At 67.5% G+C, this 14,408-nt stretch carries 12 protein-coding genes; 6 read left to right on the top strand and 6 right to left on the bottom strand.

All coding sequences use genetic code 11. The features are described from left to right. Window positions 1–94: 94 nt before the first annotated feature. Window positions 95–688, bottom strand: coding sequence for a LysE family translocator (locus ACWMMN_RS18350; protein ID WP_059238781.1), 594 nt, complete (start codon window positions 686–688; stop codon window positions 95–97). Between the two features lie 71 nt (window positions 689–759). Further along, complete coding sequence (selD, locus tag ACWMMN_RS18345; protein ID WP_081052058.1) at window positions 760–1,824, bottom strand: selenide, water dikinase SelD; 1,065 nt, start codon at window positions 1,822–1,824, stop codon at window positions 760–762. A gap of 115 nt (window positions 1,825–1,939) precedes the next feature. Between selD and ACWMMN_RS18340 the strand changes: the two genes are divergently transcribed. Continuing rightward, window positions 1,940–2,776: an EamA family transporter gene (locus ACWMMN_RS18340; protein ID WP_486423747.1), complete on the top strand. Its 837-nt coding sequence runs from the start codon at window positions 1,940–1,942 to the stop codon at window positions 2,774–2,776. A 33-nt stretch (window positions 2,777–2,809) separates the two neighbouring features. On the opposite strand, the gene ACWMMN_RS18335 is transcribed toward ACWMMN_RS18340, so the two are convergent. Continuing rightward, window positions 2,810–3,913 (bottom strand): porin, encoded by a 1,104-nt coding sequence (locus ACWMMN_RS18335; RefSeq protein WP_174993732.1) that lies wholly within the window; start codon window positions 3,911–3,913, stop codon window positions 2,810–2,812. Between the two features lie 348 nt (window positions 3,914–4,261). On the opposite strand from ACWMMN_RS18335, the gene ACWMMN_RS18330 reads away from it, so the two are divergent. Genes ACWMMN_RS18330 through ACWMMN_RS18320 form a run of 3 tightly spaced genes read left to right on the top strand, consistent with a single transcriptional unit; the run spans window position 4,262 to window position 7,451 of the window. After that, window positions 4,262–5,161: an N-formylglutamate amidohydrolase gene (locus ACWMMN_RS18330; protein WP_486423746.1), complete on the top strand. Its 900-nt coding sequence runs from the start codon at window positions 4,262–4,264 to the stop codon at window positions 5,159–5,161. Continuing rightward, the gene (locus ACWMMN_RS18325; protein WP_340625641.1) at window positions 5,158–5,931 is read left to right on the top strand and encodes an IclR family transcriptional regulator; all 774 of its coding nucleotides are present in this window, start codon (window positions 5,158–5,160) and stop codon (window positions 5,929–5,931) included. Before ACWMMN_RS18330 ends, ACWMMN_RS18325 begins: the two co-directional genes overlap by 4 nt. Window positions 5,932–5,960: 29 nt before the next feature. After that, window positions 5,961–7,451 (top strand): YfcC family protein, encoded by a 1,491-nt coding sequence (locus ACWMMN_RS18320; RefSeq protein ID WP_059238769.1) that lies wholly within the window; start codon window positions 5,961–5,963, stop codon window positions 7,449–7,451. Between the two features lie 108 nt (window positions 7,452–7,559). On the opposite strand, the gene pdxR is transcribed toward ACWMMN_RS18320, so the two are convergent. After that, window positions 7,560–9,068, bottom strand: a complete 1,509-nt coding sequence (gene pdxR / locus ACWMMN_RS18315; RefSeq protein WP_174993734.1) for a MocR-like pyridoxine biosynthesis transcription factor PdxR — start codon at window positions 9,066–9,068, stop codon at window positions 7,560–7,562. A gap of 120 nt (window positions 9,069–9,188) precedes the next feature. Between pdxR and ACWMMN_RS18310 the strand changes: the two genes are divergently transcribed. Together ACWMMN_RS18310 and gabD are read left to right on the top strand one after the other, a co-directional pair. Then, window positions 9,189–10,478: a 4-aminobutyrate--2-oxoglutarate transaminase gene (locus ACWMMN_RS18310; protein WP_059238763.1), complete on the top strand. Its 1,290-nt coding sequence runs from the start codon at window positions 9,189–9,191 to the stop codon at window positions 10,476–10,478. A gap of 100 nt (window positions 10,479–10,578) precedes the next feature. Then, entirely contained in the window at window positions 10,579–12,048 is a 1,470-nt protein-coding gene (gene gabD / locus ACWMMN_RS18305; RefSeq protein WP_174993736.1) for an NADP-dependent succinate-semialdehyde dehydrogenase, read from the top strand. Between the two features lie 206 nt (window positions 12,049–12,254). Here gabD and ACWMMN_RS18300 read toward each other — a convergent pair whose 3' ends face one another. Together ACWMMN_RS18300 and ACWMMN_RS18295 are read right to left on the bottom strand one after the other, a co-directional pair. Further along, complete coding sequence (locus ACWMMN_RS18300; protein ID WP_340625638.1) at window positions 12,255–12,539, bottom strand: hypothetical protein; 285 nt, start codon at window positions 12,537–12,539, stop codon at window positions 12,255–12,257. A gap of 144 nt (window positions 12,540–12,683) precedes the next feature. Further along, entirely contained in the window at window positions 12,684–14,228 is a 1,545-nt protein-coding gene (locus tag ACWMMN_RS18295) for a methyl-accepting chemotaxis protein (protein ID WP_059238761.1), read from the bottom strand. Window positions 14,229–14,408 lie beyond the last annotated feature (180 nt).

The following is a 14,408-nucleotide window of genomic DNA, read 5'->3' as shown; positions in this document are numbered from 1 at the left end:
CGTGATGGAATTCGCGCATGCGCCGCTGCATTGCAAACATCAGGAATGCTATCGGGTTTGTCGCCACGTGCAACGTCGGTCGTTTCCTGCGGTACTACACGCGCATCAACCCCGCGACGCCGTAACCGAGCACGACCAGCGCGGCGGCCGCATGGCTCGCCGCGAGCCACCCCGGCGACTTCACGAAGCGACCGATCGCGCTGCCGCCGAACGCGAACACGAGCTGCCCCGCCAGGCTGCCCGCAAACACGCACGCGGCACCGGGCAACCAGTGCCGGTGTGCACCGGCGGCAGCCGTTGCATAGCCGTAGAACAGCAGGATCGTCAGCGGGTTCGCGAGCGTGACGAAGAACATCGACATGAACGGGCGATCGCCCGGCGGCGGCAGGGCATCGCCGTCGAGCGTGCGGCGCCGATCACGCAGCGCCTGCCACAGCATCCGCATGCCCATTGCGAGCAACACGCATGCACCGATCATACGGAACACCGACAGATGCGACGCGAGCGTGCTCGCGAGCATCGCGCCGATCGTGAACGCGACGACTGCATAGCAGCCGTCCGCCGCGGCCACGCCGATTGCGGCGCGCACGCCGGCCGCCGTGCCGGCGCGCATGCCGTAGTTCGCGATCATCAGCGCGACGGGCCCGACCGACAGCGCGATCATCAGCCCGAACAGGAAGTCGTTCATCGGTCGTCGATGCCTTCATGGAAGGCATCGATTCTAGCGACGTCAAAACGATCCGGTGTGTGAATCCGGCGTCAGGCGACGTCGACGCGCGAGGGCCCGTCAACCATCTCGCCGATTACGACCGCGCGGTCGAAACCGTCGGCACGGAAGCAGGCGAGCACTTCATCGACGGTTTCCGGTGCGCACGCAACCAGCAAGCCGCCCGACGTCTGCGGATCGGTCAGCAGCGCCTGCGCGACGGGGGGCAGGCCGTCGGCGAGCCGCACGTCGGTGCCGTATGCGGCCCAGTTGCGGCCCGACGCGCCGGTGAACACGCCGTCGGTGACGAACGCCTCGACACCGGCAAGCCACGGCAGCGACGCATAGTGCACGCGCGCGGTGAGCTGCGCGCCGCGCGCCAGCTCGAGCGCATGGCCGAGCAGCCCGAAGCCCGTGACGTCGGTCAGCGCATGCACGCCCGGCAGCGCAGCCAGCTCGGCGCCCGGCCGGTTCAGCTTGGTGGTCGTCGCGACCATCTGCGCGTAACCGTCGGCATCGAGCTGGTTCTTCTTCAGCGCGGCCGACAGCACGCCGACGCCGAGCGGCTTGCCGAGCACGAGCACGTCGCCCGCGCGCGCGGCCGCATTGCGCTTCACGCGCGACGGATGCACGACGCCGATCGCCGCGAGCCCGTAGATCGGCTCGACCGAATCGATCGAATGGCCGCCCGCGACCGGAATGCCGGCATCCGCGCACACCGATTCGCCGCCGCGCAACACGGCCGCGATCGTCTCGTGCGGCAGCACGTTGATCGGCATGCCGACCAGCGCGAGCGCGAGGATCGGCTTGCCGCCCATCGCATAGACGTCGGACAGCGCGTTGGTCGCCGCGATGCGGCCGAAGTCGAACGGATCGTCGACGATCGGCATGAAGAAATCGGTGGTCGCGACGATCGCCTGCTCGTCGTTGAGCCGGTAGACGGCCGCGTCGTCGGACGTCTCGGTGCCGACCAGCAGGTCCGGGAACAGCGCGGGCGGCGTCGCGCGCTTCAGCAGCTCGGACAGTACGCCCGGCGCGATCTTGCAGCCGCAGCCGCCCCCGTGCGACAGGCTCGTGAGGCGCGGAACGGCAGGCTGGGCTTGGGTGGCTTCGGTCATCGTCGGCATCCGGTGAATAACAACGTTCCATTATCGACAATTCCGCGCGAACGCGCCGGATACCCACATAATTGACGGCGCTGCTCCTCCCCCGCTCCCGTCCTCACTTCCGTTCATGGATCACCTGTTCATCGGCCTCGTGCTGTGCTCCGCGCTGCTGCACGCGATCTGGAATGCCTTCCTCCACGTCAGTGAAGACCGGCTCGTGCAACTCGGCACGATGTCGCTGCCGTATCTCGCGTTCGGCGTCGCCGGCGCCGCGCTGCTGCCCGCGCCGGCGCCCGCCGCGTGGCCGTACATCGCCGCATCGGCCGCGCTCGAGATCGCGTACTGCTTCACGCTGGCGCGTGCGTACCGCAGCGGCGAATTCGGGCAGATCTATCCGATCGCGCGCGGCATCTCGCCGCTGCTCGTGTCGGTGCTGGCGCTCGCGCTGCTGCACGAGCGGCCGACGCCGTTCGGCTTCGCGGGCATCGCGCTCGTGTCGTTCGGCATCATGTCGCTCGCGCTGCGGCGCGGCTTCCGGTTCTCCGGCGAAGGCGTGCCGTATGCGCTGCTCACAGGCGTGTTCATCGCCGCGTATTCGATCTGCGACGGGATCGGCTCGCGCATCTCCGGCAGCGCGCTCGGCTACATCGCGTGGGTGTACCTGCTGTGGAGCGTGCCGCAGCTCGTGCTCGTCTGCGCGCTGCGCGGCGGCCCGCGCGCGGTGCTCGCGTCGCGCACCGCGCTCGTGCAGGGCGCGATCGCCGGCACGATCTCGCTCGCCGCCTACGGGATCGTGATCCTTGCGTACCGGCACCTGCCGGTGGCGACGGTATCGGCGCTGCGCGAAACGAGCTCGATCTTCGCGGTCGCGATCGCCTGGTTCGCGATGCGCGAGCGGCCGGGCGTGCAGCGGCTTGCCGCGTGCGCGCTGGTGGTTGCGGGCGCGGCGCTGATCCGGCTGTAAGCGGACAGCGCGCGCCCGCGGCCTGCCGCCGCGTCAGAACTTGTGGCGGATGCCGGTCACCGCGACGATCTGCGTACGCGTGCTCGACGGATTCGAGATCCCTTCGATCGCGGCCACGGCGTTCGACGACGCGCGCTGGTAGAACGCATTCACGTAGATATCGGTGCGCTTCGACAGGAAATACTGCGCACCGGCGCTGGTCTGCAGGTAGTGCGCACTCGGCTTGGGCCCCTGCGACGCGAGCACCTGCGTGTAGGTTTCGCCGAGCGCGAACTGCAGCGCGGGTGTCATCAGGTAGCGCACGCTGCCCTCGTAGTTGTTGAAGCGCATCGCACCGCCCGTCTGCAGGTTGAACAGCGAACTGGTGTACAGCAGCCCGAAGGTCGCGGCGCCCCACGCATACGCGCCGCCCGCGCCCCAGATCTGCTGGCGCGTCACGCCCTTGACGAACGTGTAGTAATTGTCGGACGCGGCCGCGCCGGTCGTGTCGAGTGCCGGATGATCGACACGCACGTACGCGGCGCCAAGCTGCAGCGGCCCGTTCTCGTAGCTCGCGCCGAGGCTCCACACGCGGTTTTCGGCGAACGACGTCGAATTCGAGAAGCCGTACAGGCCGACCGCGCGCAGCCCGTACCACGTGGGCGTCTGGTACTGCACCGCGTTGTTGGTGCGGAACGTGTTGTTCAGGTCGTCGGTGTCGAACGGATGCAGCGCGTACTGCGTGAGCGCGGTGGTCGCACCGATCTGCAGCGGCTCCAGCACTTCCTGAGCCGCGTTGTATTGGCGGCCCATCGTCAGCGTGCCCCAGCGGTCGTTGTCCAGCCCCACGTACGCGCGCCGCCCGAACAGCCGGCCGCCCTGGCTCGCGGTGCCGGTCTCGATGTTGAAGCCGTTCTCGAGCCGGAACACCGCGCGCGTGCCGCCGCCGAGATCCTCCTTGCCGAGCAGCCCCCAGCGCGTGCCCTGCTCGTTGCCGCCGGTCGCCTGCCACGCGGCATGACCGTTCTGGTTGTTCGTGTAGGTGATCCCCGAATCGACGACGCCATACAGCGTCACGCTCGATTGCGCGTGCGCATGCGTCGCGCCTGCCGCGATTGCGATGCCTGCCAGCGCGACCGCCATTTCCTTCCGCTTCATCTCCGACCCCTTTTGTCGATTGAATATGGGGAGCGATTTAAATCGCCCATGACTTGTTTTAATGAATAAAACATCGTCTTATTAATTGTTGATTTCGACGATTTACAGCGTCAAGTCATGCCAAAAATAGAACGCGAAGGTCAAATCCTCCGATTCTCAAGGCGTTTCGAAGAATGAAACAAATCCAATAACGGCGGGCATTACAGGCCGATCAGAGCACGCAGATCCGGCTTTGAAAAAAGCCCTTGACCGCAATTTTCTGCCGTTGTGAAATATTGATACGCTGTTTTAATGATTAAAACAAACGAACGAGACACTTCGAGAAACTAGGTAAAGAACCTGATCCCCATGGTGACGTTTAATTGCAACAACGCGGCCGCCGGCATACCGCCCGCGTATTTCGTCGCGCAACCGACGGCGCCCGCGCTGCCGATCGTCGTCGATTCGCCGCACAGCGGCATCGCGTATCCGCCCGACTTCTCGACCGTCGCGCCCGACGACGCGATCCGCACGACGTGGGACGCGTATATCGACGAACTGTGGGCCGGCGCCCCCGCACGCGGCGGCACGCTGCTCGGCGCGACGTTCCCGCGCGCCTACATCGATCCGAACCGTGCGGAAACCGACATCGACGAAACGCTGCTCGCCGAGCCGTGGCCCGCGCCGCTTGCGCCGCAGCCGTACACGCAGCGCGGAATGGGGTTGATCCGGCGCGACGCGCTGCCCGGCGTGCCGCTGTACGACCGCAAGCTGTCGCTCGCCGAAGTGCGCCACCGGATCGACGCGTACTACCTGCCGTACCGCCGCGCGCTCGCCGGCATCGCCGCGCCGCTGCATGCCGCGCACCGCGCGCTGTGGCACATCGACTGCCACTCGATGAAGTCGCGCGGCAACGCGATGAACGTCGACGCGGGTGCGCTGCGGCCGGACGTCGTCGTCAGCGACCGGCGCGGCACGACCGCCGACCCGGCGTTCACCGCGTGGACCGCGCAATGGTTCGCCAGCGCCGGCTACCGCGTGCAGATCAACGACCCGTACCAGGGCGGCGACCTGCTGACCGCGCTTGCCGACCCGGCGCAGCAGCGCCACAGCATCCAGATCGAATTCAACCGTGCGCTGTACATGGACGAAGCCGCGTTCGCCAAAAACGACGGCTTCGCCGCGCTGAAACGCTCGGTCGATGGATACCTCGACGCGCTCGCCGGTTACGTGCGCGCACGCATCGCCTCGCCGGGAGACACCGCATGACGACCTACATCGTCGACGCCGTCGACAGCGCGCTGAAGCTGCTGACCTACGTGGCCGAGCATCCGAACCTCGGCGTGACCGAACTGGCGTCGCAGCTCGGCATCAACAAATCGCGCACGTACCGGATGCTGTGCACGCTCGAACTGCACCGTTTCGTCGTGCAGGACGCGCGCACGTCCACCTATGCGCTCGGCCCGCAGGCGTTCGTGATCGGCGTGGCCGCGTCGCAGCAGAACGCGCTCGTGCGCGCCGCGCACCGGCACATGCTCGCGCTCAACCAGGCGATCAACGAAACGATCGTGCTGCGCGTGCGCGAAGGGCTCGAATCGGTATGCGTCGCGCGCTGCGAAACGACGCACGCGGTGCGCACCGTCGGCGCGGTCGGCAACCGCCGGCCGATCAATTTCGGCGCGTCGGGCAAGGTGTTGCTCGCGTTCGCGCCGGAAGCCGTGCGCGACGAATATCTCGCGCAACTGCGCCGGAACGGGCAGGCCGACGATCCGGCGAAGCTGGCCGGCGAACTCGACGCAGTCGCGCGCAAGGGCTACGCGGTCAGCAGCGGCGAGGTGACGCCCGGCGCGGTCGGGATCGCGGTGCCGGTGCGCGACCTGACGGGCGCGACGGTTGCATCGGTCAGCGTGACGGGCCCCGAGGTGCGCGTGAGCCACGCCGACATTCCCGACTATCTCGAACGCCTGCAGGCGTGCAGCCACGCCATTTCCGCCGAACTCGGCTACGTCCCGGCGCGCGCCGCGCTGCAACCGGCCTGACGGCCCGCTCCTTCTTCGACGAGGATCCGATGTCCGCCTCTTCCCCGAACCCGGCCGGCGCGCACGGCGCCGACCCCGCCGCGCGCGCGGCCGACGATCCGGCCGCCCCCGCCGGCCACGCACCGCATCCGCACGGCAAGATGCTGCACCCGGTCGTGATGATGCTGTGGGTACTGGCCGCCGCGATCGCGCTCACGTGGATCGTCGACTCCGGCCACTTCGAGCGCAACGGCCGGCTCGTCGTGCCGGGCACCTATCACGTGGTGCCGAAGACGACCGACCTGTCGACGCTCGTCGCGCCGGCCGTCAGCCACAGCACGCCCGCACAGGCCATGCCGGCGAGCCTCGTATCCGCGTTCGTCGTGGTGCCGCAGGGGCTGCTGAAGAACGCGCCGCTGATCGTGATGGTGATGTTCGTCGGCGGGATGTTCGGCGTGATGCGCCGCACGGGCGTCGTCGATGCGGGCATCGACCGGCTGCTGCAGTTGACCGGCAACAACGCGTACCTGCTGACGCCGATGCTGATGATCCTGATCGGGCTCGGCAGCACGCTGCTCGGCTTCATCTCCGAGTACCTCGTGATCATTCCGATGGTCGTCGTGATTGCGCGGCGCCTGGGGCTCTCCGACCTGTACGCGGTCGCGCTCGTCGCGCTCGCCGCGAAGATCGGCTACATCGCGTCGGTCACGAACCCGCTCGCGCTCGCCGTCGCGCAACCGCTCGTCGGCGTGCCGCTGTTCAGCGGCGTCGCGCTGCGCGCGGCCGTATTCGTCGTATTCCTGACGATCGGCATCCTGTACCTGCTGCGCCATGTGCGCAACACCGGCTATCGCGCCGGGCAAACGGCCGCCGGTCACAGCGCGCACGCGGCCGCGAAGCTGTCGCTGCGCCACAAGGCGACGCTCGTCGTGTTCGCCGCGGCCGTCGCGATGCTGATCTACGGCACGCGCGAACTGAAATGGGGCAACGTCGAACTCGCGGCGTTCTACGCGGCCGTGAGCATCGCGACGGCCGCGATCGGCCGGCTCGATTCGCGCAGCGCGGCCGATGCATTCGTCGACGGGATGAAGAACATGATGCTCGCGGCGCTGCTGATGGGGCTCGCCGCGTCGGTCGAACTGCTGCTGCAGAACAGCCTCGTGCTCGACACGCTGATCAATTTCTTCACGCGGCTCGCGGACGGGCAGTCGCCGGTGTGGGTCGCGAACGGGCTGATGGGCGTGCAGATGGTGCTCGACGTGTTCATTCCGTCGGTGTCGGGCAAGGCCGCGGTGAGCATGCCGATCATCGGGCCGATCGCGCAGCTGTCCGGTGTGAGCGGCCAGACGTCGGTGCTCGCGTTCGTGCTCGGCGGCGGGCTGACGAATCTCGTCACGCCGACTTCCGGCATGCTGCTCGCCTATCTCGCGACCGCGCGCGTCGATTTCGGCGCGTGGATCCGCTTCGTGCTGCCGCTGTTCGCGATCCTGCTCGCGCTGTCGTGCGTCGCGCTGACGTTCGCGGTGTGGATCGGGTATTGAGGTTCGGCGGCGCTACGTCACGTACATGCTCTACGCGATGCGGAGCGCATGGCCCGGCCGGGTACAACGACGGCCATACCCGCGCGATACGGCAGCGGCATGTGCCGCTCAGGCCACCTCGATCACCTTGCCGAACGCCCGCTCGTCGATCGCCTCGGCGAGCGTCGCAAACGCGGTCGCGATCTCGTCCTCCGGCACGCACGCATAGCCGAGCAGCAACCCCGACGCCGCGCGCGCGCGATCCGCGTAGTAACCGGACAGCGGCCGCACGACGATGTTGCGTTCGAGCGCGGCCTGCGCAACCGCGCGATCGTCGACGCCCTCCGGCAGCTGCGTGACGAGATGCAGCCCCGCATCGCTGCCGAGCGCCTGCAGCGTGTCGCCGTAACGGTGCGCGACCGCGTCGAGCAGCACCTCGCGGCGCTGCCCGTACAGCGTGCGCATCTTGCGGATATGCGACACGAAGTGCCCCTCCGCGATGAATTCGGCGAGCACGGCCTGCTGCAGCAACTGCCCTTCGCGATACAGCTCGGCGCTCGCGGTCGCGAAGCTTTCCGCGAGCGGCTCCGGCGCGACGAGATAGCCGACCCGCAGCCCCGGGAACAGCGTCTTGCCGAAACTGCCGACATAGATCACCTGCCCGGCCGTATCGAGGCCCTGCAGCGACGCAAGCGGCCGGCTGCCGTAGCGGAATTCGCTGTCGTAATCGTCCTCGATGATCCAGCAGCCGTGCTGGCGCGCGTATTCGAGCAGCATCCGGCGCCGCGCGAGGCTCATCACCATCCCGAGCGGATACTGGTGCGACGGCGTGACGAGCATCAGCTTCGGCGGTTCGGCGAGATCGGCGGCCGACGGCGCAATGCCTTCGTCGTCGACCGGAATCGGCCGCGTGGTCAGCCCCGACACGTTCAGCACGCTGCGCACGCCCCAGTAGCACGGGTCCTCGGTCCAGATCGCGTCGCCCGGATCGGTCAGCAGCCGCACCGCGAGGTCGATCGACTGGTGGATGCCGGTGGTGATCACGATCTGCTCGGGCGTGCAGCGCACCGAGCGCGACGTGCGCAGGTAGTCGGCCAGCGTCTCGCGCAGCAGCGCGAGCCCGCCGCCCGGCGCGTAGGTCAGCAGGTCGGGGCGCAGGCGCCGCCAGTACTTGTTGTGCAGCCGCGTCCATACGCGTGCCGGAAATCGCGACACATCGGGCACGCCCGGCATGAACGCGCCGCCCTGGCGCTTCGATACGCCGGCGCCGTCGACCAGCCGCGAACCCCGCGCCGACAGCCGCCGCGTGGACGGCACCACGACGGCCGGGCCGGCCGCCGCGTCGGGCGTTGCGCCGACGATCTCGTCCGGCGCGCTGTCGGCGACGAACGTGCCGCGGCCGGTCGCCGAGTTCACATAGCCTTCGAGCGCAAGCTGTTCGTAAACCTGCGTGACCGTGTTGCGCGCGATTCCGAGCTCGGCGGCCAGCAGCCGCGACGACGGCACGCGCGTGCCGGCCGGCAGTTCGCGCGACAGGATCGCCTGTTGCAGCAGCCGGTGAAGCTGCCGGTAGATCGGCTGCTCGCCGCCGCGCACGAGGCGCTGCGCCAGCCAGTCCGACAACACGCTCGCGCGCATGATTGGCTCCTGAATATTTATTGAAATGGCTCTGATTGCCAGAGCCAAATGTGATTATAGTCCCCTGCATGGGCTGCCAAGGCGCCCGATTTTCTACTCACCGGAAAGAACATCAAGGAGATGACCGTGAAGAATGCCGACCTGCAGGCCCGCAAGAACGCCGCCACCCCGCGCGGCGTCGGCGTGATGTGCGATTTCTACGCAGCCCGCGCCGAGAACGCGGAACTGTGGGATGTCGAAGGCCGCCGCTTCATCGATTTCGCCGCCGGCATCGCGGTGCTGAACACGGGCCACCGCCACCCGAAGATCGTCAAGGCGATCGCGGATCAACTGAACAACTTCACGCACACCGCTTACCAGATCGTCCCGTACGCGTCGTACGTCGAACTGGCCGAAAAGATCAACGACCGCGCGCCGGGCGACTTCCCGAAGAAGACCGCGTTCTTCACGACCGGCGCCGAAGCCGTCGAGAACGCGATCAAGATCGCGCGTGCAGCGACCGGCCGTCCGGGCGTCATCGCGTTCTCGGGCGGCTTCCACGGCCGCACGATGATGGGCATGGCGCTGACCGGCAAGGTCGCCCCGTACAAGCTGAACTTCGGCCCGTTCCCGGGCGACGTGTTCCACGCCCCGTACCCGAACGCGGTGCACGGCGTGACGACGGCCGACTCGATCAAGGCGATCGAGATGCTGTTCAAGGCCGACATCGATCCGAAGCGCGTTGCCGCGATCATCTTCGAACCGGTCCAGGGTGAAGGCGGCTTCAACCCGGCGCCGGCCGAATTCGTGCGCGCCCTGCGCAAGATCTGTAACGAACACGGCATCCTGCTGATCGCCGACGAAGTCCAGACGGGCTTCGCGCGTACCGGCAAGCTGTTCGCGATGCAGCACTACGACGTGCTGGCCGACCTGATCACGATGGCGAAGAGCCTGGCAGGCGGCATGCCGCTGTCGGGCGTCGTCGGCCGTGCGGACGTGATGGACGCGGCAGCGCCCGGCGGCCTCGGCGGCACGTACGCGGGCAACCCGCTGGCCGTCGCATCGGCACATGCGGTGCTCGAGATCATCGACGAAGAGAAGCTGTGCGACCGCGCGACGCAACTCGGCGACGTGCTGAAGGCGAAGCTGAATTCGCTGCAGGCCGACGTGCCGCAGATCGCCGACGTGCGCGGCCCGGGCGCGATGATCGCGGTCGAGTTCCTGAAGCCGGGTTCGGGCGAGCCGGATGCCGAGTTCACGAAGCGCGTGCAGACGCGTGCGCTCGAGCGCGGCCTGCTGCTGCTCGTGTGCGGCGTGTACTCGAACGTCGTGCGCTTCCTGTTCCCGCTGACGATCACGCAAGCCGTGTTCGACGAAGCGCTCGTGATCCTCGAGGAAGTGCTGAAGGAAACGGTCGGCGTGCCGGCCTGAGTTCCCGTCCACGTCAACTGAATGCGCCGCCGCCGTCGTGAAGACGGCGGCGGCCGTTTTCTTCCGTCCTTATCCGTCCTTTTCAAAGCAGGCGATGCATATGAGCACCGTTCAGGAAACCCTGGCACTGAAAGATCCGTCGCTGTTCCGCCAGCAGGCGTACGTCAATGGCGAATGGCAAGGCGCAACGAACGGCGAGACGTTCGAAGTCCGCAACCCGGCGACGGGCGGCCTGCTCGGCACCGTGCCGGCAATGGGCACGGCCGAGACGCGTCACGCGATCGACGCCGCGAACGCCGCATGGCCGGCGTGGCGCAAGAAGACCGCGAAGGAACGCGCGGTCATCCTGCGCAAGTGGCACGACCTGATGATGGAAAACGCCGACGACCTCGCGCTGATCCTGACGACCGAGCAAGGCAAGTCGCTGGCCGAAGCGAAGGGCGAGATCGGCTACGCCGCATCGTTCCTCGAGTGGTTCGCGGAAGAAGGCAAGCGCGTGTATGGCGACACGATCCCGACGCCGGCGAGCGACAAGCGCATCGTCGTGACGAAGGAAGCGATCGGCGTGTGCGCGGCAATCACGCCGTGGAATTTCCCGGCGGCGATGATCACGCGCAAGGTCGGCCCGGCACTCGCGGCAGGCTGCCCGATCGTCGTGAAGCCGGCGGAAGCGACGCCGTTCTCCGCACTCGCGATGGCCGTGCTGGCCGAGCGCGCGGGCGTGCCGGCCGGCGTGTTCAGCGTCGTCACGGGCGACCCGAAGGCGATCGGCGGCGAACTGACGTCGAACCCGATCGTGCGCAAGCTGTCGTTCACCGGCTCGACGCCGGTCGGCCGCCTGCTGATGGCGCAATGCGCGGCGACGGTCAAGAAGGTGTCGCTGGAGCTCGGCGGCAACGCGCCGTTCATCGTGTTCGACGACGCCGACCTCGATGCGGCCGTGCAGGGCGCGATCGCGTCGAAGTACCGCAACAGCGGCCAGACCTGCGTGTGCACGAACCGCTTCTACGTGCATGAAGCCGTGTACGACCAGTTCGCGCAGAAGCTCGCGGCAGCCGTCGGCCAGCTGAAGGTCGGCCGCGGCACGGAGCCGGGCGTCACGCAAGGACCGCTGATCAACGAAGCGGCCGTGCTGAAGGTCGAGGCGCACATCGAGGATGCACTCGCGAAGGGTGCGACCGTCGTGACGGGCGGCAAGCGCCACGCGCTCGGCCACGGCTTCTTCGAGCCGACCGTGCTGACGGGCGTCACGCCGGCGATGAAGGTCGCGAAGGAAGAGACGTTCGGGCCGCTCGCGCCGCTGTTCAAGTTCGGCAGCGACGAAGAAGTGATCGGTCTCGCGAACGACACCGAGTTCGGCCTGGCCGCCTACTTCTTCAGCCGCGACATCGGCCGCGTGTGGAAGGTGGCGGAAGCGCTCGAATACGGGATGGTCGGCGTGAACACGGGGCTGATCTCGAACGAAGTCGCGCCGTTCGGCGGCGTCAAGCAGTCGGGCCTCGGCCGCGAAGGCTCGCACTACGGCATCGACGACTACGTCGTGATCAAGTACCTCTGCCTGGCCGTCTGACGGTTCAGGGCCTGCCGCTTCGGCGACAGGCCCTGACCGCCCGGCCGGAACCGGGCGGTCCGACGCGGGCCGGCGTCCCTCTCCGTTGTGCCCGCGTCATCTTGATATGCGCGATATTGCCCCGCTCCGCGCGCCGGAATTCGACGCGCTGTCAGCCGATACGTCATATCGCGCGTGACGTTCACTCGAGTCTCATTGCTCATTTCTCATTTCGCCGCAAGCCGCCAGATTGAGCGTTTCACCTCGATCCGAATTGTTTTCGATGCTGATGCAAGTGCGATTTCTCCGACCGAACTGTCGAGGTTGTCGGTAGGGCCGAGCGACATGCGCAAGCGCTTTCCGATCATCGATACGGTATGGCCGATCGGACGGGCCGAACCAACCGAACGCGACGGGCGCAAAACGTGATGGCGGTCCTGGATCAGCATTCGATCCGGGGTGAGCAACGCGCCTTGGCAGGGAAAATTCTCAAGCTGGACGAGTTCGGTCAATCCGGGCGACGCGCCGAAGCGGACGTCAGTCCAGGATGCCCCGGCCACTGTTGCCCGAACCTGAATCCGGTACCCGACGCGCAATGACGCAGCCAGCCCGCGCAATGCGGGCCGCCCGCCTCCTGCCTCACCCGTTTCCGCCCATCACCGGAACACGTTCACCGCATCCACCAGCCGCGTCGCCTGCTGCTTCAGGCTCTCCGACGCCGCCGTGCTCTGCTCGACGAGCGCCGCGTTCTGCTGCGTGATGTTGTCCAGGTGCACGACCGCCTGATCCACCTGCGCGACACCCGTGCTCTGCTCGGCCGTCGACGAGCTGATCTCCGCGATCAGGTCCGACACGCGCTTCACCTGCGTGACGATATCCTCCATCGTCCTGCCCGCCTCGTCCACGCGCCGCGCGCCCGACTCGACCCGCTCGACGCTCGCGCCGATCAGCGTCTTGATCTCCTTCGCCGCGTTCGCACTGCGCTGCGCGAGCGCGCGCACCTCGCCCGCGACCACCGCGAAACCGCGCCCCTGCTCGCCCGCACGCGCGGCTTCGACCGCCGCGTTCAGCGCAAGAATGTTGGTCTGGAATGCAATGCCGTCTATCACGCCGATGATGTCGGCGATTCTGCGCGAGCTGTCGGTGATGTCGCTCATCGTCGTGACGACCTCGCTCACCACCTGCCCGCCGCGCTCGGCCGCGTCGCTCGCGGAAACCGACAGCTGATTCGCCTGCAGCGCCGTCTCCGCATTGCTCGACACGGTCGCCGTCATCTCGGCCATCGAGGCGGCCGTCTCCTGCACGCTCGATGCGGCCTGCTCGGTGCGCGCGCTCAGGTCGTTGTTGCCCTGCGCGATCTCGTTGCTCGCGCGCTGCACGTTGTGCACCTGTTCGCTGACGTCGTCGACGAGCCAGCGGAACATCAGCCCGAGCTGGTTGATCGTGCGCAGCGTCATGCCGATCTCGTCGACGCGGTTCATCCGCACGCCGCGCCGGCTTTCACCCGTCGCGACGTTCAGCGCCTGCTCGTGCAGCCGCTTCAGCGGTTGCACGATCTGCGCGTCGAGCCACCAGCCCGCCGCGGCCGCCACGCCGGCCGTCACGCCGGCAAACACCGCGAGCCCGCCGCCGGACAGCCCGCATGCCCAGCCCGCGCCGACGACCGCCGGCGCCAGCACGCACAGCGCCGAATGAACGCGCGCGCGCACCGACATCGTCTGCGGCAGAGACGCGATGCGCAGCAGCCCGGTGCGGATCACGAGCCCCTTGTGAAACCGGCGCTGGCCGGCCTTGCCTTCGCGAAACGCGCGATACAGCGCGTCGGCGGCCGCGGTCTCGTCGCTCGGCGCCTTCGTGCGCACCGACATGTAGCCCTGCGGCTCGCCGTTGCGCATCACCGGAATCGCGTTCGCACGCACCCAGTAGTGATCGCCGTTCTTGCGGCGGTTCTTCACGAGCGCGGTCCACGGCTCGCCGCGCTTGAGTGTCGCCCACATGTCGGCGAACGCCTCGCGCGGCATGTCGGGGTGGCGCACGGCATTGTGCGGCTGGCCGACCAGCTCCTCGTTCGAGAAGCCGCTTACCTGCGCGAACGTCGTGTTCGCGTAGGTGATATAGCTGTCGGCATCGGTCGTCGACATCAGCGTGACGTCGTCGGGAAAATCGAATTCCTGTTGGGTAACGGGCTGGTTATTGCGCATGCAAGGCTCCGAAAGGCGGATCTGTTGTCCGCGCCGCGTTGATATCACGCTCAGTAGCCGAAAAACGGTTGATCGCTTTACGACGGTCTCGTCCTTACTGTCGGCAATTCGTCGGAAAACCTTAATCCTGTCGCGCATAAAATATGCAATCGGGCCATTGCCATGATTTCGATCAAATAA

This window comes from Burkholderia cepacia complex sp. TUM26381 (assembly GCF_057439935.1).
The sequence above is the reverse complement of the archived record's forward strand: the minus strand, read 5'-3'. Positions and strand labels throughout refer to the sequence as shown.

Coding starts and splice junctions, on each gene's coding strand:
- ACWMMN_RS18350 (WP_059238781.1), bottom strand. CDS start 688: ATGAACGACTTCCTGTTCGGGCTGATGATCGCGCTGTCGGTCGGGCCC.
- selD (WP_081052058.1), bottom strand. CDS start 1,824: ATGACCGAAGCCACCCAAGCCCAGCCTGCCGTTCCGCGCCTCACGAGC.
- ACWMMN_RS18340 (WP_486423747.1), top strand. CDS start 1,940: ATGGATCACCTGTTCATCGGCCTCGTGCTGTGCTCCGCGCTGCTGCAC.
- ACWMMN_RS18335 (WP_174993732.1), bottom strand. CDS start 3,913: ATGAAGCGGAAGGAAATGGCGGTCGCGCTGGCAGGCATCGCAATCGCG.
- ACWMMN_RS18330 (WP_486423746.1), top strand. CDS start 4,262: ATGGTGACGTTTAATTGCAACAACGCGGCCGCCGGCATACCGCCCGCG.
- ACWMMN_RS18325 (WP_340625641.1), top strand. CDS start 5,158: ATGACGACCTACATCGTCGACGCCGTCGACAGCGCGCTGAAGCTGCTG.
- ACWMMN_RS18320 (WP_059238769.1), top strand. CDS start 5,961: ATGTCCGCCTCTTCCCCGAACCCGGCCGGCGCGCACGGCGCCGACCCC.
- pdxR (WP_174993734.1), bottom strand. CDS start 9,068: ATGCGCGCGAGCGTGTTGTCGGACTGGCTGGCGCAGCGCCTCGTGCGC.
- ACWMMN_RS18310 (WP_059238763.1), top strand. CDS start 9,189: ATGACCGTGAAGAATGCCGACCTGCAGGCCCGCAAGAACGCCGCCACC.
- gabD (WP_174993736.1), top strand. CDS start 10,579: ATGAGCACCGTTCAGGAAACCCTGGCACTGAAAGATCCGTCGCTGTTC.
- ACWMMN_RS18295 (WP_059238761.1), bottom strand. CDS start 14,228: ATGCGCAATAACCAGCCCGTTACCCAACAGGAATTCGATTTTCCCGAC.